Annotated in this window: 11 protein-coding genes and 1 pseudogene; 4 read left to right on the top strand and 8 right to left on the bottom strand. The window is 71.3% G+C overall.

Going from position 1 to position 16,011, the window contains the following annotated elements; translation table 11 throughout:
* Window positions 1-94 precede the first annotated feature (94 nt).
* Window positions 95-580: a rhodanese-like domain-containing protein gene (locus ACH4YL_RS03050; protein WP_398504187.1), complete on the top strand. Its 486-nt coding sequence runs from the start codon at window positions 95-97 to the stop codon at window positions 578-580.
* 99 nt (window positions 581-679) lie between these two features.
* Here ACH4YL_RS03050 and ACH4YL_RS03045 read toward each other — a convergent pair whose 3' ends face one another.
* Entirely contained in the window at window positions 680-2,362 is a 1,683-nt protein-coding gene (locus ACH4YL_RS03045; protein ID WP_398504185.1) for a DUF885 domain-containing protein, read from the bottom strand.
* 123 nt (window positions 2,363-2,485) lie between these two features.
* Complete coding sequence (locus ACH4YL_RS03040) at window positions 2,486-2,968, bottom strand: Lrp/AsnC family transcriptional regulator (RefSeq protein ID WP_398504183.1); 483 nt, start codon at window positions 2,966-2,968, stop codon at window positions 2,486-2,488.
* Window positions 2,969-3,027: 59 nt separating this feature from the next.
* On the opposite strand from ACH4YL_RS03040, the gene ACH4YL_RS03035 reads away from it, so the two are divergent.
* Entirely contained in the window at window positions 3,028-4,227 is a 1,200-nt protein-coding gene (locus ACH4YL_RS03035) for a trans-sulfuration enzyme family protein (RefSeq protein ID WP_398504181.1), read from the top strand.
* Here ACH4YL_RS03035 and ACH4YL_RS03030 read toward each other — a convergent pair.
* The 5 genes from ACH4YL_RS03030 to ACH4YL_RS03010 form a co-directional block, all read right to left on the bottom strand.
* Window positions 4,163-5,539, bottom strand: coding sequence for a GNAT family N-acetyltransferase (locus ACH4YL_RS03030; protein ID WP_398504179.1), 1,377 nt, complete (start codon window positions 5,537-5,539; stop codon window positions 4,163-4,165). The genes ACH4YL_RS03035 and ACH4YL_RS03030 overlap by 65 nt on opposite strands.
* Window positions 5,540-5,657: 118 nt before the next feature.
* Window positions 5,658-8,402: a DUF6493 family protein gene (locus tag ACH4YL_RS03025; RefSeq protein ID WP_398504177.1), complete on the bottom strand. Its 2,745-nt coding sequence runs from the start codon at window positions 8,400-8,402 to the stop codon at window positions 5,658-5,660.
* Window positions 8,399-9,832 carry an SWIM zinc finger family protein gene (locus ACH4YL_RS03020; RefSeq protein ID WP_398504175.1) on the bottom strand — a complete coding sequence of 478 codons (1,434 nt, stop codon included), beginning with the start codon at window positions 9,830-9,832 and terminating at the stop codon, window positions 8,399-8,401. Before ACH4YL_RS03020 ends, ACH4YL_RS03025 begins: the two co-directional genes overlap by 4 nt.
* A 110-nt stretch (window positions 9,833-9,942) precedes the next feature.
* A complete protein-coding gene (locus ACH4YL_RS03015) occupies window positions 9,943-11,520 on the bottom strand; it encodes an alkaline phosphatase D family protein (protein ID WP_398504173.1) in 1,578 nt (525 codons plus the stop codon).
* 123 nt (window positions 11,521-11,643) lie between these two features.
* On the bottom strand, window positions 11,644-13,083 hold the full coding sequence (locus ACH4YL_RS03010) for a PLP-dependent aminotransferase family protein (protein WP_398504171.1): 1,440 nt from the start codon (window positions 13,081-13,083) through the stop codon (window positions 11,644-11,646).
* Window positions 13,084-13,130: 47 nt separating this feature from the next.
* On the opposite strand from ACH4YL_RS03010, the pseudogene ACH4YL_RS03005 reads away from it, so the two are divergent.
* Window positions 13,131-13,979, top strand: a pseudogene (locus tag ACH4YL_RS03005) (DMT family transporter); the annotation flags it as partial.
* Between the two features lie 36 nt (window positions 13,980-14,015).
* Here ACH4YL_RS03005 and ACH4YL_RS03000 read toward each other — a convergent pair.
* Entirely contained in the window at window positions 14,016-14,846 is an 831-nt protein-coding gene (locus tag ACH4YL_RS03000) for an alpha/beta fold hydrolase (protein WP_398504169.1), read from the bottom strand.
* A gap of 174 nt (window positions 14,847-15,020) precedes the next feature.
* On the opposite strand from ACH4YL_RS03000, the gene ACH4YL_RS02995 reads away from it, so the two are divergent.
* A complete protein-coding gene (locus ACH4YL_RS02995) occupies window positions 15,021-15,905 on the top strand; it encodes an RNA polymerase sigma-70 factor (RefSeq protein WP_398504167.1) in 885 nt (294 codons plus the stop codon).
* Window positions 15,906-16,011: the final 106 nt, after the last annotated feature.

The following is a 16,011-nucleotide window of genomic DNA, read 5'->3' as shown; positions in this document are numbered from 1 at the left end:
GTTCGAGAGATAGCAGGGAAATCACCGGCCGATCAAGACAAGTGCCGGGGATTGTCACTTCAGGACGAAGGCCGCCGATCGTAGATTTTGGGTCATGACGACGACTGCGCAACGCACCACGAACCCCGTCACCCGAGTCCCGCCGGCCCCGCCCGCGGCTGCCGCCGAGTACTTCGGCGCGAGCCTGGCCTTCCACGCCGATGTCTCGGACGTCGCCGCGGCGCTGGCGGCCGGCGGCGACCCGGGCTTTGTCGTCCTCGACTCGCGGTCCACCGAGTCCTGGGACCAGGGACATGTTCCCGGCGCCGTCCATCTGCCGACCGCGCTGATCGCCGAACAGGCGGAGCAACTGCTGGACAGGTCGGTACCGGTGGTCACGTACTGCTGGGGCCCCGGCTGCAACGGCGCCACGCGCGCGGCACTCGCACTCGCCGAGCTCGGCTACCAGGTCAAGGAGATGCTCGGCGGTTTCGAGTACTGGGTGCGCGAGGGGTTCTCCTTCGAGACCTGGGAGGGCGACACGCGGCGCGACGCGGACCCGCTGACGGCCCCGGTCGACGCGGCCGACTGCGGCTGCTGAGCCCCTTCGGCAGGGCGGCGAACTGGGAGGCGTGCGGCCGGGACCAGGCCCAGGGGCATGGTCCCGGCCACCTCTCGTCGGCGGATCAGCCAATCAGCGTCACAGCTTGGACAGTTCGTCGACCAGATCGTCCAGACCCAGCGAGCCCTGCGACAGCGCCGCCATGTGCCACGCCTTCGCGTCGAACGCGTCGCCGTGCGCCTTGCGCGCGTTCTCCCGGCCCAGCAGCCAGGCCCGCTCGCCCAGCTTGTAGCCGATCGCCTGGGCCGGCACCGACAGGTACCGGATCATTTCGCTCTCCACGAAGTCCGCGGGCCGCCCGCAGTGGCTGCCGAAGAACTCCTGCGCCAGCTCCGGCGTCCAGCGCTCGCCCGGGTGGAACGGCGAATCCGCCGGAATCTCCAGCTCCAGGTGCATGCCGATGTCCACGATCACCCGGCAGGCCCGCATCATCTGCGCGTCCAGGTAGCCGAGCCTGCGCTCCGGGTCGGGCAGAAAGCCCAGCTCGTCCATCAGCCGCTCCGCGTACAGCGCCCAGCCCTCGGCGTTCGCGCTGACCCCGCCGATCGTGGCCTGGTAGCGCGAGAGCTGGTCGGCGACATGCGCCCACTGCGCGATCTGCAGATGATGGCCGGGCACGCCTTCGTGGTACCAGGTCGACACCAGGTCGTACACCGGGAAGCGGGTGTCGCCCATCGTCGGCAGCCAGGTCTGGCCGGGTCGGCTGAAGTCCTCCGAGGGGCCGGTGTAGTACGGCGCGGCCGCACCGCCGGGCGGCGCGATCCGGGACTCCACCTTCCGTACCCGCTCGGCGAGTTCGAAGTGCGTGCCGTCCAGCGCCTCGATTGCCTCGTCCATCAGCTTCTGGAGCCAGACCCGTACCTCCTCGACGCCTTCGATGTGCTCTCCGTGCACGTCGAGATGGGCCAGAGCCTCCCAGGGCCCGGCACCCGGAAGGATCTTGTCGGCCTCCGTCCTCATCTCGGCCAGCAGCCGGTGGTATTCGGACCAGCCGTACGCATAGGCCTCGTCGAGGTCGAGGTCGGTGCCGTTGAAGTAGCGCGACCAGCGGGCGTAGCGCTCGCGGCCCACCGTGTCGGGGGCGTCAGCCACGGCGGGCGCGTACACATCGCGCATCCAGTTCCGCAGCTCGGCCAGTGCGTCGGTCGCCGTACGGGCAGCGGCGTCGAGCTCGGCGCGGAGCGTGAGGGGGCCGTCCGCGACGAAGTCTTCGAACCAGCTGCGTTCCGTGCCGAGCCACTCCGTCATTTGGCCGATATTGGTTGCTGTGGCCCGTGGTCCGCCGAACAGCTTCCGGTCCAGGCCGAGTTCGAGCGAGGCGCGATAACCCTCCAGCGCGCGCGGCACCGCACGAAGCCGCTGCGCGATGGCCGCCCAGTCCTCATCGGTCTGCGTCGGCGTCACGGTGAACACCTCACGCACCTCGTGCACCGGCGAGCGCATGTTGCTCACCGTGCGCAGCGACTCCTCCGCCTCGTGGACGGCGAGTTCAGCCGTCAGGCGCTCTCGCAGCAACCGTCCGCAGCGCCGTTCCGCATCAGTCTCGGCACCCGGCCGCTTCTCGGCCTTGTCGAGCCTGGCGAGCGTCTCCCGTGCAAGGTCGGCGAATCCCTCCTGACCTGCGGGTGAGTAGTCGGGGAGGAGGCCTGCGCTCTCCTTGTGGCCCAGATATGTGCCGATGGTCGGATCGAGTTCAATGAGTGCGTCGACATAGGCGTCGGCGACCTGTCGGGGCAGCGGACTGCTGAGGGTGACTGACATGCGCACATCCTCATACGAGTGGGGCCTCCGCGTCACCATCATCCGGTCCGGACGGCCTGTCGTTCGGCTGGTCAGTCACCCTGGCCAGTCGGCTCGGCCGGTCACCCTGATCGGCCGCCCCGGTCAGTCCTCCGTCGGCGGAGGCAGCAGTGGGCCGCACTCCCACTGCTGGAATATCAACCTCGTCTCCACGCGGGCGACTTCACGCCGCGAGGTGAACTCGTCCACCACCAGCCGCTGCAGATCGGCGGTGTCCGCCACCGCCACATGCACCAAGTAGTCTTCGGGGCCGGTGAGATGGAACAGCGCCAGTGATTCGGGGAGCGCGCGGATCCGCTCGACGAACGGACCGATCAGTTCGCGCCGGTGCGGACGCACCTGAACCGACAGCAGCGCCTGCAGCCCGCGCCCGAGCCGCGCCGGATCCAGCGCCAGCCGGTGCCCGAGGATCACACCCGCGCGACGCAGCCTCGCGACCCGGTCCAGACAGGTGGAGGGCGCCACCCCGACCTCCGCCGCAAGATCGCGATAGGTGGTCCGGGCGTCGTTCTGCAGCAGGCGGAGGATCTGGAGATCCACCGGGTCAAGAGCGACAGTTTCAGCCATTCGCCGAACGTAGCACGGGCTATGGCCCAAGCTTTCCGGAAAGTGTTCACAGTGCGGCCATGGAGAACGCAGCCTTCGCCACCGCCACACCCCGGGCTCTGGCCACCGACGCGGTCCACGCCGGACGCGAGGACCTCGCAGAGCTGGGCCTGCACGCCCCACCGATCGATCTGTCGACCACCTACCCGTCGTACGACGCCGCGGGGGAGGCCGAGCGTATCGACGCGTTCGCCGCCACCGGCGGACGCCTGGAGGGCCCGCCGGTCTACGCCCGGCTCGACAACCCGACGACGGCCCGCTTCGAGACCGCGCTCGCCCGGCTGGAAGGCGCCGAGAGCGCGGTGGCCTTCGCCAGCGGGATGGCAGCCCTCACCGCCGTGCTGCTGGCACGGGCGAGCATGGGCCTGCGCCATGTGGTGGCCGTGCGTCCGCTCTACGGATGCAGCGACCATCTGCTGGCCGCAGGTCTGCTCGGCACCGAGGTGACCTGGACGGATCCGGCGGGAATCGCCGAAGCGATCCGGCCCGACACCGGCCTTGTCATGGTCGAGACACCGGCCAATCCGACGCTCGCGGAAGTCGATCTCCGAGCCGTGCGCCATGCATGCGGATCCGTGCCGCTGATGGTCGACAACACCTTCGCCACTCCGGTGCTCCAGCGCCCGCTGGACCACGGCGCGCGGATCGTGCTGCACAGCGCGACCAAGTACCTCGGCGGCCACGGCGATGTGATGGGCGGCGTGGTGGCCTGCGACGAGAAGTTCGCGGGCCTGCTGCGGCAGGTCCGCTTCGCGACCGGCGGCGTCCTGCACCCGATGGCCGGATATCTGCTGCTGCGCGGGCTCTCCACGCTCCCGGTACGGGTCAGGGCCGCATCGGCCTCCGCCGCCGATCTGGCCTGCCGGCTGGCCGCCGACCCGCGGATCGCCCGGGTCCACTATCCGAAGATCGGCGGGGCGATGGTCTCCTTCGAGGTCTACGGAGACCCGCACCAGGTGATCGCCGGCGTACGGCTGATCACTCCCGCGGTGAGCCTCGGCAGCGTCGACAGCCTGATCCAGCATCCGGCCTCCATCAGCCACCGCATCGTGGCTGAGGGAGACCGGCGCTCGGCGGGCGTCAGCGACCGGCTGCTGAGGCTGTCGGTCGGGCTCGAGGACGTCGAGGATCTCTGGCGCGATCTGGCCGAGGCCCTCAGCGCTCAACCTGTTCGAATCGGGAAGGGCGGCGTACGGCAGTCCCGTCCAGTCGCGCGGTGATCACCAGCGTGCCCTCCTCGATCTGGTAGTCGAGGGGCAGTCCGAGCCCGCGCATGGCGGCGACCATGCCGGTGTTGGACGACTGGGTCACGGCGTACACGCTGCGGCAGCCGGCCTCGTCGGCGAGGGCGATGAGCCGGCCGAGCAGCTCCGAACCGATGCCGCGGCGCTGCCAGGCGTCCTCGACGATCAGGGCGACCTCGGTCTCGTCGCCGTCCCACAGGAGATGGCCGAGGGCGACGAGCCGTCCCGAGGCCGTCTCCACGGCGAGCGTGCGGCCGAAGCGGGGGCTGAGGAGATGGTTGAGATAGCGGTCGGCGTCGCCGACCGGGCCGTGGTAGCGAAGGCTCAGCGTGTGGTCGGAGCAGCGCTCCTGCATGGCCACCGCGGCCTCGACATCGCCCTGGTCGGCACGGCGGACGGTGATCTCATTGCCCTCGGGCAGGGTGAGCACGTCCTGGCTGCGCGGGATGCGCGGGCCGAGCCGGGCGTCGAGCTCCACCAGCGCGCGGGCCCGGGCGAACTCCGTGGGTGTGAACGGCAGATACGGCCGCTCGACGGTGATCGCCCCGCCGTTCGGGTCGCGCAGCCGCATCACGGTGTCGTCCAGCACGCCTTCCACGGGCGGGAGGTCGCCGGTCGGGCGGCCGGTGAGCGACACCGGGGGTGTGGAGTGGATCGTGCACCGGCCGAGCAACTGGCGCAGTGCCAGCGGCAGTTCGGCCGCGTCCAGTGCGGTACGCGTGGCGAGGCCGAGCACTCGCGTCGGCGTGTCGACGAGATCGTGGGCGTCGGCGCGCTCGATCCAGGTGCTGCTGCCGCCCGCCGCCGCAACGACCTGGGTCAGCTGCTGCGCCTGCAGTGATGCGGGGGATCGCAGCAGGAACTCGTCGACCGTGCCGTCCGCGAGCGGGTGTGTCTGCAGGGTCAGGATGTCGATGCGCAGTCCGGCTAGCGCGGTGCAGAGCGCGGCCAGGCTGCCGGGCGTGTCACGCACGGTGGTGCGCATCCGCCACAGGGTTGTTTCGAGCGCCGTCCCGTCTGTGCCGTGCGTCCCCTCCTCTGTTCTGCCGCCGACATCGGCCGGAGGCGCATGGCTGTGGCGTCGTGCCCACCATGTGTGGAACCCGGCCGTGGCGACGAGCGCCACGGCGGAGGCGATGAGCAGGAACGGTCCGTTCGGCCGATGTCCGATCAGGTTCGCGATGGCGTCGGCGACCGCCACCGCGGTGAACAGGGCTGCCAGTTCGATCAGATCCCGCCGCCAGTGGTGTGGGCGGCGGGCACTCTTCGCGGAAGTCACATCAGTCATGGCTTTACTGTGACGGAATCGTGTTGCGTGATCACGAACGGTTTGTGACTGATGGGTTAAGTGCCTATCTGTGCGAATATCGACTGGTTTTCGCTGTTTCTGGCGTGGAGTGTTCGGCTCATCGCCGCAAGGCGTTCATGAGCCGTGACGCCTGGGCGACCAGCTGCGAGGAACCGCCTCGCCCGGCCAGGTGCGCCAGCCCCGGTATCCCGTCCGCCGGTACGGCCGGCAGACCCGGGACGGCAGCTCCACAGCGCTCCACGCACTCGGCGGCCACGGCCAGTATCTCGCCGAGTCCGCGGGGTGCGGCCCCCGCGGTCAGCAGACCGGGCAGCGCGGTGGCGAGAAACGACCAGGTGGTCGCGTACGCGCCGGTGGCCGCGGCCGTACGCGCGGACTCGGCCAGCCGGTTGGGCTTGAGCGAGCCGAGCGCGACGAGTTCGGCCAGATAGCGACCCAGCAGTGCGCCGTCCAATTGTCCCCGTGCTGCCAGCACGAGCAGCGCGTCCACCGCGGCGAGCCGGTCCTCGGCATGCCGGGCCCCGAGACCGGCGGCCACCGCTCGATGCATGGCGGGCCCCGCGGTCGCGTCCGCGCTGTCGGCCTCGGCTAGCGCCGGCAGACACTGCGGATCGCCGCGCAGATCGTCCGCGGCGCAGGCCGTCAGCCCTGGCTGCATCCAGGCGGCGAGCGCCTCCCGCTCGTGCGGAATCACGGCGGGCCACTGCGGCTGCCAGCCCGCCCAGTGGTGGCAGCCCCGGTAGGAGACATCCGCCTCCTGGCTCAGCCAGCGGAAGGCCTTCGGCAACTCCCGCTGTATCGCCCGCCGTTCCCGAGTCTCGTGCAGCAGCCGCCGGGTGGCCCTGGCCGGGCGCTGGAGAAGGCCGGGTGCTGCGTCAGGCTCGGGCTCCGGCGCGCTGCCGGGACGGAGCGCGGGCAGGACCGGACCCTCGCCGGACAGCCAGGCGGCGAGGCGGTCGCCCTCCGGAGTGCCGAGATCGGCGGCGGCCCGTGCGGCACTCGTGTCACTCGCGGTTGTGGCGATGCCAGCGGTCCCGGCTCCAACCGGGCTCGTGGTTCCGCCGCCGCCCGGGCCCCCGCGCCGTACTCGCAGCAGCGCCTGCGCGAAGTCCACCGGCGCGGGCTGGACGCCGAGTCGCCGGTACTCCCGCAGCCGCTCGACCAGCACATCCGGATCCAGCGCGCCGGTGTGCCAGGTGGGCGTCGCCAGCAGGAACGGCAGCGGCGCGGTGCGCACGAAGTACGCCGCCTCCCACAGCCGGGCGTTGGTGATCCCGATGAGCCCGGCATGGGCGCAGCTCCCGGGCGCGGGCGCGCGCACCCGGGCGTCGTGGAGCGTTCTGACCGACACCCGCCCGAGCAGAGCGGCCGCCAGCACCTCCACACCATAGGGATGGCCGGAGAAGCGCAGGTTGGGGTCCCAGTGCGCTGAATCGTCGAACCACCAGCGAGCGGAGAGCGCCTCGCGCAGCGCCTGCGCCACCGGTTCCGGATCCCGGTGGATGTGCCGCACGAGGCCGTCCAGCGTGCGCTCGAACTCGCTGACTCCTTGGCCGCCGCGCAGGACCACCATCAGGTCCTCGACGAGCTCGGGCATGGATTCCGGTGCCGGAGCGAGTCTGCTCGGCGCGGGAACCGGCGGCAGGAACTCCTCGTACGCATCCGCCGGACCGTCCTGCGACAGCGCGCCGAAGATTTCGACGGCCGCCGTACGGTGCGCCGGACTCAACAGGGCGGCAGATCCGGCCAGTTCCTCCCGCAGCCCGTCGTCCGTCGCCGGCAGATACCGGGCCACCAGCTTCAGGGCCCGTTCCTGGACCGTCACGTCCTCATGGCCGAACGCCTCGGCGACCACCGGCAGCAACTCGGGCGCCGCCTTCGCGTCCTTCCTCAGCGCCTTGCCCAGCAGCACCAGTTGAGCCCGCACCAGCTTCTTCTCGGTACGGAACAGCACCGCGCCGGACAGCTCGGCCAGCGCCTGTGTGGACAGTGCGCCGCTCTCCATGAGCCGGGTGAACACATCCTGAGCGTGCGCGGCCACCGTCGACGTCCCGTCGGACGCCATGCCGATCCAGTCGGCGATCCGGGCGCTCTCCTCCTGCGGAGTCAGCGCCAGCCGACGCAGCAGCACCAGGAGGAACCGCATCTCACCGGGACGGCCGCCGCGCAGCAGCCGGGAGACACAGCCGTTCACCAGAACCGACCGCTCCACCACACCGTCGTCGCCGAGCCCGGCGAGCACCGAAGGCCAGTGGTCAGGGGCCTCGGGATCGGCGTACCAGGAGAGCCGGCCCGGGAGTTCGGCCGTCTCGAACAGCCTCGGCACCAGCGTCCGCACATGCGGGTCCTGGCGCAGCCGCCCGAGCCCGCCGCTGCGCGCATGGGAGACCGCCTCGACCCATCCGTACACATAGCCGTCCGTGGTCGGCACCGGACACTTGGCGAGCCGGACCAGCTCATGGATCAGCGGATAGTCCTCCTCGGCGGTCGATGCCCGGCCGGCCAGCCGGTGGGCGAGATCGCCGAGCCACTTGGGGTCCTTGTCGGCCAGCACATCGAGAACGGGCCCACGAGGCAGGGGATATGCATCCCGGAGATCGCGGGCGCCGATCCAGGCGGCCGCGGCGGCCGCGCCGGAGTGACAGCCCGCGCCGGCCACCAGCACCGCTGCCTGCGCACGGCCCCGCTCCTGCCAGCGGTCCCAGCCCCAGCCGCGCAGTTCGGCGCGGAGGGCTTTCAACTCGGCCAGCAGCGCTTTCCGTTCGGCCGCGTCCAGTGGCTTGAGCATGCCGGGAATCTCGCCGAACCGACCGCTTCGCACGGTGTCGAGCAGCTCCTTCACCGCGCACCTCCGGAAGCCGGCACGACGGCGTCCGCCGCGGCGGGTCCTGTGCCCGGTGCGGCTCCCGCGTCCCCCGCGGCCGCACCGCGGCGCACCATGCGGACGGCCAGCGCATGTTTGCAGGGCCCGCGACCGCCTTGATGGTCCGACCACCAGGTGCAGGTGCACCGCAGATGTCCGCCCGCCTCCCGGACCTGGTACCGGCGCTCACCGGAGGCGACGGACGCCAGATCGCCCGCGAGTTCCACGGCACCGGACGAGACCAGCTGCCGAGCCGCGACCAGACGCGGATTGTGCCGCTCGGCGCGATCCGCGTCGTACGGCAGCTCCCGGTGGAAGTACGCGGCGTCCGCGATGTCGTAGCCCACGCGGCCCGCCGTCCCGAGCCTGACGAGCGCGGCCCGCACCCGCTCGGCCGTCAGCCCCGACTGCGCGGCCAGGTCGGCCACGTCGATCCTCGGCTCCCAGGCGAGCAGCACCGAGATCAACTCGGCGTCCTGCGCGGCCTCTTCCGTCGCCAGCGCCTCCAGCACCCCGCCCTCGCCGGAGAATCCGCGCGAGACATCGGGCGAGAGGGTGAGTGTGAGCCGCATGCCGGGCAGCACCACCTCCCAGGCGCCGGCCGTTGCCGTGCCGTCGCCCACCGGCCCGTACACCCGCAGCGCCGTCGCATCCCGCAGCACCCGTTGCAGCGCGGTCAGCCGCTCCGGACCCGGCAGACACACGGCACCGGCCAAGGGCCGGGTGGTCGGCCGCAGTGTCCGTCCCGCAGGCACGACCCACATCGCGCCCCGGGAGGCCGTGCCGGTCGTCCGGGGCAGCGAGCGCAGAAACCGCACCGCCTCGGCAGCGGACAGCTCGGCCCGCAGATCGAAACCCGCGCTGGCGACCTGTGCCTCGGCGAACCCGCGCAGCCAGCGGTCCGGCAGCGGAACCTTCTTCTCCACCACCGCGCCGTCCAGTGTGGTGACCGCCAGCTCGCCGGGACCCACGCGCAGATGGAGCGGATCGTCGCCGGTCATCCGCGAAAGCGCCTCGCGCAGCGGGTTGTTGACATCCACATTGGTGGTGCCGTGCCCGGTCTCCGCGCCGTCCAGGCCCGCACTGAGCACATCGAGCCGTGCGTACACGCCGCCGCAGCCGGAGAACGACTCGAACCGCAGCCGGTCGCCGTTGCCCGTCACCACCGGGTCCAGCAGCCGACGCCGACTGCGGTCCACGAAACGGGCCGCCGCCACGTCCGCCACCGCCAGCAGCCCTCGCGCCGCTGCCTGAGGCGAGGTCAGGAAGCCGGAGAAGAAGGTGGGATGGGCCTGCGCGCCGGTCGGTGTGAGCCCACCCGACGTCTCCAGACCGAGGAGCCGTCCCTCCGCCACGGATTCGAGGGCGGACGGCCGGGCGTAGGCAAGTGCCTGCACTGATCGCGTCATGGAAAAGACCGTAGATCCCACCACTGACAATCGGCCCTCGCGGCAGCCTCAAAGGCGGCCACACCGGTCTCGGTGGCGAGGACTCGCCACCGAGACCGGTCGCCCCGGCCCTACTGGCCGACGAGACCCGGCTGAAGCACCTTGCTGAACAGCACCGTTCCGCCCTCCGCCCGCAGCCGGACCGTCAACTCACCGCTGCCGCCGTCGATGTCGACCTCGCCGAAGTACTGCGGCGACTCCATCGGCGAGACATTGGCCCGGTTCGGCGCGCGCACAAACACCCGCTCAGGACCAAATGTCCCGTCCAGCGCATTGGCCGGGAACCCGCCCGCGGCCAGCGGCCCGGACACGAACTCCCAGAACGGCGCGAAGTCCTTGAACGCAGCCCGCTCCGGCGTGTAGTGCTGCGCCGATGTGTAGTGCACATCGGCCGTCAGCCACAGCGTGCCCGTGATCCGGCGGTGCTTGACGAACCGCAGCAGCTCGGCGATCTGCAGCTCACGGCCGAGCGGCGCTCCGGGGTCGCCCTGCGCGATCGCCTCGAAGTTCGTCGCGCCGTCCGGCACGACAAGACCGAGCGGCATGTCCGCCGCGATCACCTTCCACACCGCACGCGACCGCGCCAGCTCGCGCTTGAGCCAGGCCAGCTGCTCCGCGCCGAGGATGCCCTGCTCGTCGTCGGCCTGCCGGCCGGGGGAGTTGGCGTTGCGGTACGAGCGCATGTCGAGGACGAACACGTCCAGCAGCGGCCCGTAGCGCACCACCCGGTGGAGCCGGCCGTCCTGCCCGCGCGCGGGCAGGGTCGAGACCGGGAAGTACTCGCTGAATGCCTGCATCGCCCGCGACGCCAGGACGTCCGCGTTCTTCTCCGTGTAGCGGGCGTCGTCGAAAATCTGGCCCGGGTACCAGTTGTTGCGCACCTCGTGGTCGTCCCACTGCACCACGGTCGGCAGCTGCGCGTTGAACCGGCGGACATTGTCGTCGAGCAAGTTGTAGCGGAAGTTTCCGCGGTACTCGCCGAGGGTCTCGGCGACCTTCGACTTCTCCTCGGTGGTGATATTGCGCCACACCCGGCCGTCGGGCAGCGTCACGCTCGGCGAGAGCGGCCCGTCCGCGTAGACCGTGTCGCCGCTGCACAAAAAGAAGTCCGGGTCGAGCCGCTGCATTTCCTCGTAGGCGCGGAAGCCGCCGACGTCCGGGTTGATGCCCCAGCCCTGGCCCGCGATGTCGCCCGACCAGAGGAAGCGCACGTCCTGGCGGCGCCGGGCCGGAGCCGTGCGGAACGTTCCGCAGACCGGTTCGCCGGTACGGCGGGGGTCGTCGGGGTCGGCCAGCGTGACCCGGTAGTGGATCTGCTCGCCCGGCGGCAGACCGCGCAGCGGGGTCGTCCCGGTGAAGTCGGTGCCGGGCCCGAGCAACGGTCCGTGCAGGCGCTGTGTGCGGCGGAAGGAATCCGTCGCGGACGTCTCCACGATCATCCGCGCGGGACGGTCGGAGCGCACCCACACCAGGCCGGACGACGTGGTCACATCGCCGGTCTGCACACCCCAGGCGGCGCGCGGCCGGCCGGAGAGAGCCAGCGCCGGCGCGGCACCGACGGCGGGCAGCGCGAGGGCCGCCGACGCGGCGACGGTGCCGCGCAGCACGGAACGGCGGTCGGGGGACGGTCTCCGTGGACTGTGCGACATCGTTGGTCCTCCAGGACGCATCGGGTGGGGCGTTCGACGTGCCATGCCTAGCGCGCGGTCACGGCGCGAACGCGAACCGGAAGTGAACAACTGTCCCCGCAGGCACCGGTTTCCCGCCCCGCGTCAACGACCTGCCGCACCCGCCTCGGCCAGCATCCGCACCCCGCGCAGGATTTCGGACGGCGCCAGCTGCGCGTACCCGATGACCAGCCGTACCGCCGTGTCCGCGAACCGCGCCGTCCCGTGGTCGGTCAGCGGCCGCAGCGCCACACCGGCCCTGGCCGCGCGTTCAAGGAACTGAGCCTCGGGACCGTACCGCTCCGGCAACCGCGCGATGATGTGCAGACCGGCTGCGATGCCACTGACTTCGGTGCCGGGAAAGTGCTCCGCCAGTGCGCGCACGAGCGTGTCGCGCCGCTCCCGGTAGGCCCGTTGGCAGCGGCGCAGTTGCCGGTCGTAACCGCCGCGGTCGATGAAGTCTGCCAGCAGCGCCTGGTCGAGCGAGGGATTGCCGAGGTCCATGGTGCGCTTGCGCTCGACGACCTCGTCCACCAGCCGCTCCGGTACGAGCAGCCAGCCCAGCCGCAGCCCCGGCGCCAGGGACTTGCTGACGGAGCCGCTATAGGCCACGCGTTCCGGATCCAGGCCCTGCAGGGCGCCGACGGGAGCCCGGTCGTAGCGGAAGTCGCCGTCGTAGTCGTCCTCGACGATCAGTCCGTCCACCGACCGTGCCCACTCCAGGAGTTCGGTCCTGCGCTGCGCCGCATAGGCGATTCCGGTCGGAAACTGATGCGCCGGAGTGGTCACCACCGCACGCACGCCCGAGCGTTGCAGCGGCTCCAGGGCCATGCCCTCGTCGTCGAGCGGCAGGTCCGTCATCCCGAGCCCGGCCGCCGCGAACAGCGGTCCGTGCTCCGGGCTGCCCGGATCCTCGACGCCGATCGTCCGCTGCCCTTGCCCGTGCAGTACGAAGCCGAGCAGCGTCATGGCCTGCGCCACGCCCGAGCACACCACCAGGCACTCCGGATCGGCCACGACACCACGCCGCCGGGTCAGTAACGAGGCCAGCGCGGTGCGCAGTTCGGGCAGTCCGCGCGGATCGGGATAGCCGAGCGTGTGATGCGGCAGCCGCGCCAGTACGGACTTCAGGGTGGCGGCCCACGCAGCGCGCGGGAACAGCGCGAGATCGGGCGTCCCGGGACGGAAGTCCACCTCCGCGCCGGGGGTGCGCGGCGCAAGATCCCGCGCCGACCGGACACCGGCGCGCGCCGCGTCGCCGACCCAGGTTCCCGCGCCACGGTCGCTGCGCAGATAGCCCTCGGCCGTCAGCTGTTCGTACGCCTCGGTGACCAGACCGCGCGAGACGTGCAGATCCGCGGCGAGCTCGCGGCTGGACGGCAGCCGCGTCCCGGCCGCAAGCCGCCCCGATCTGACCGCCTCGCGCAGCGCCGACTGCAAGGCCCGCCCGCGGTGCCTCGCGGAAGCGGCGACCGCGGGCAGCAGCAGCTCCCAGGCGGTGCTCCAGGACGGCTCGTCCGCCGAATTGGTCCCCGATGTTGTCATGAAAGTGGACCTTAAAGGAGACCGCGTCCTTGCCTAGCGTCGGCTTCATGAACCACTTGAACGCCAACGCGCTGCGCGGGGTACTGCTCGTCTCCTTCGCCTACTCCCTCGTCGGCGCCTCCTTCACCGCCAACAGCGTCCTCGGCGACTATCCGTACGCGGGCGGTCAGGCGGTGCGGTACGCGCTCGCCTTTCTGCTTCTGCTGCCGCTGCTCGGCGGCAGGGCCGCCCTCGACCCGCTGCGCAACCTCGGTCCCGCCCAGTGGGTACGGCTCGCCGTGCTCGCCGGTGTCGGCATGGTCGGCTTCAACCTGGCGATCCTGGCCGCGGAGCGCACCTCCGAACCCGCCGTGCCCGGCGTGTTCGTCGGCTGCGCTCCTGTCATCGTCGCCGTGCTCGTACCGCTGCTGAACAGCCGCAGGCCGACTCGTCCGGTGCTGTACGGAGCGCTGCTCGTCGCGGCCGGAGCGTTCGTCGTCCAGGGATGGGGCCGTACGGACGCGGCGGGCATCGGCTGGTCGGTGGCCGCCCTCGCGGGCGAGGTCGGCTTCGCCGTGCTGGCCGCTCCGGTGCTGCGGCCACTCGGCCCCAAACTGCTCACCGCCACCATCTGCGGCATCGCCGCCGTCGAGTCCACGGTCGTCGGTCTCGTCCTCGACGGATCGGGATTCGTCCGGATGCCGCATCAGGCTGAGGCAGCGGCGCTGCTGTGGCAGGCGGCCGTGGTCACCGTCATCGGCTTTGTCACCTGGTACATGGGACTCCAGCGCATCGGCACCGAACGGGCCACGCTCTTCACCGGAATGATCCCCGTCGCCGCGGCCCTCACCGCGCCACTGGTCGGCACCGGGACCTTCGGTCCGGGCCAGGCGGCGGGCGGCGTGCTGGTCGGCGCGGGCGCGGTTCTCGGCTCGGGCGTGTTCGGCGTGCGGTCAGCGGCTGCCGTCCAGAATGACGCGGGCGACGAGCGCCGGGTCGTCGTTCATGGGGACATGGCCGCAGCCGGGGAGCCGCACGAGCCGTGCCCCGGGGATGGCGTGCTTGGCCCGGATGCCCTGGCGGCGCAACAGCAGCCGGTCGCGGGTGCCCCAGGCGATGGTGACCGGCACATCGGGGATGTCGTCGGTGAACAGGACGTCCCGGCCGGCGGCGAGCGTCTCGTGGAAACCGGTCGCGCCACGCAGCGCGAGGGTCTCCGCGACGACCGCCTCGGGTGACCGCCGGCCGGGCTTCGCATAGATCGTGCTGGTCAGCGCCGCACGTCCGGCGCTGGACCGGGACAGCCGCTCGATCATCGTCAGCGGCATCGACCGCGCGCCGACCTGCATCGCCCGCAGCGCCGCGAAGGCGTACTGCCGCTCCAGCTCCGACCAGAAACCGGCGGGCGACAGCGCCGTGACGGACCGCACGAGCTTCTCCCGACCCAACTCCAGGGCCAGCAGGCCGCCGAGCGAGTTGCCCGCGACATGGGGGCGCTCGATGCCGAGAGCCTCGCAGAGCGCGCCGAGCACCGAGCCGACCGTGGCCAGGTCGTACGCCACACCGTCCGGCAGCGCCGGTGAGACACCGAAGCCGGGCAGGTCCACGGCGATGACATCGCGCTCGGCGGCGAGGATGCCGAGTACCGGCTCCCAGGCCTGCCAGTGGTGCCCGATGCCGTGGAGCAGCAGCAGCGGCTCACCCGCGCCCGCCCGTTCGTAGGCGAGGGACAGCGTGCTGCCGCCCCGGGGTGAGGTAACGGGGAACGAGATGTTCGCGACCATGCCTGCTGCTCCTTGGTGTCGCCCGTGCACACGCGGCTTAGACGGCGTGTCAGTAACAATTACCGCTCGGTAGCTTCCAGTTCAAGGGGAAGCGCCCGGGCGAGCCGCGCGGTGTGCCGCGCGACGCACTCCTGCCGCCTGGACACCGAGCGCTCAGTCGGTTGGGATGGAGGTGTGGCAACCGACACCCTGACCGACGTCTTCGAAGAGAACCGGCCCCTGCTGACCGGAGTGGCCTACCGCATGCTCGGCCGGGCCGCCGACGCCGAGGATGTGGTGCAGGACGCCTGGCTGCGCTGGTCGGCCGACGAGCGCGACGACGTCTTGGAGCCGCGCGGCTATCTCGTACGGATCACCACCCGCCTGGCCATCGACCGGCTGCGGCAGGCCCAGTCCAGGCGCGAGGCCTATGTCGGCCCGTGGCTGCCGGAGCCCATCGCCACGGACTTCGGACCCGCCCTGCCCGACACGGCCGAACGGGCGGTTCTCGCCGAATCGGTCTCGCTCGCCGTGCTCGTCGTCCTGGAGGCGCTGTCGCCACTGGAGCGTGCGGTGTTCGTGCTTCGTGAGGCCTTCGGCTTCCCGTACGGCGAGATCGCGACGACGCTCGAACGCTCGGAGGCGGCCGTACGCCAGCTCGCCGGACGCGCGCGTCGGCATGTCGAGGAGCGCAAGCCCCGCTTCGACGTGGACCCGGCCGAGCGACGCGATCTCACCGAACGCTTCCTGGCCGCCGCTGCCGGCGGCGACCTCGACGCACTGCTGACTCTGCTGGCGCCCGATGTCCGCCTCGTCGGCGACAGCGGCGGAAAGGCCAAGGCGCCGCTGCGGGTCATGGAGAGCGCGGACAAGGTCGGCCGTTTCCTGTTCGCGGTGGCGAAGGAGCCGGTCCCGGGACTGGACTTCCGCTTCGTCGAGGTCAACGGTGCACCGGCGCTGATCGTCCTCACCGCCGGAAAACTGGACAGTGTCATCCAGTTGGAGATTCTGGACGGGCGAATCCAGTGCGTGTACATCATCCGCAACCCCGACAAACTCACCTCCCTGGCGTCCGCCTAGTCACGTTCCAGCACGTCAGGCCCCTTGTCTGAAAACACAAGGGGTCTCTGTGCCGAGCACGGTTCACTGCGGTACGAACGCCGTGTGAACGCTCTGAGAAACGAAT

Source organism: Streptomyces sp. NPDC020681 (assembly GCF_044334895.1).
Lineage (GTDB): Bacteria > Actinomycetota > Actinomycetes > Streptomycetales > Streptomycetaceae > Streptomyces.
Note: the sequence above shows the minus strand (reverse complement) of the source record. Positions and strands in the feature narration are given on the sequence as shown.

Bases quoted from the DNA above. Each gene is read 5' to 3' on its own strand.
- ACH4YL_RS03050 (WP_398504187.1), top strand. From the start codon at position 95: ATGACGACGACTGCGCAACGCACCACGAACCCCGTCACCCGAGTCCCG.
- ACH4YL_RS03045 (WP_398504185.1), bottom strand. From the start codon at position 2,362: ATGTCAGTCACCCTCAGCAGTCCGCTGCCCCGACAGGTCGCCGACGCC.
- ACH4YL_RS03040 (WP_398504183.1), bottom strand. From the start codon at position 2,968: ATGGCTGAAACTGTCGCTCTTGACCCGGTGGATCTCCAGATCCTCCGC.
- ACH4YL_RS03035 (WP_398504181.1), top strand. From the start codon at position 3,028: ATGGAGAACGCAGCCTTCGCCACCGCCACACCCCGGGCTCTGGCCACC.
- ACH4YL_RS03030 (WP_398504179.1), bottom strand. From the start codon at position 5,539: ATGACTGATGTGACTTCCGCGAAGAGTGCCCGCCGCCCACACCACTGG.
- ACH4YL_RS03020 (WP_398504175.1), bottom strand. From the start codon at position 9,832: ATGACGCGATCAGTGCAGGCACTTGCCTACGCCCGGCCGTCCGCCCTC.
- ACH4YL_RS03015 (WP_398504173.1), bottom strand. From the start codon at position 11,520: ATGTCGCACAGTCCACGGAGACCGTCCCCCGACCGCCGTTCCGTGCTG.
- ACH4YL_RS03010 (WP_398504171.1), bottom strand. From the start codon at position 13,083: ATGACAACATCGGGGACCAATTCGGCGGACGAGCCGTCCTGGAGCACC.
- ACH4YL_RS03000 (WP_398504169.1), bottom strand. From the start codon at position 14,846: ATGGTCGCGAACATCTCGTTCCCCGTTACCTCACCCCGGGGCGGCAGC.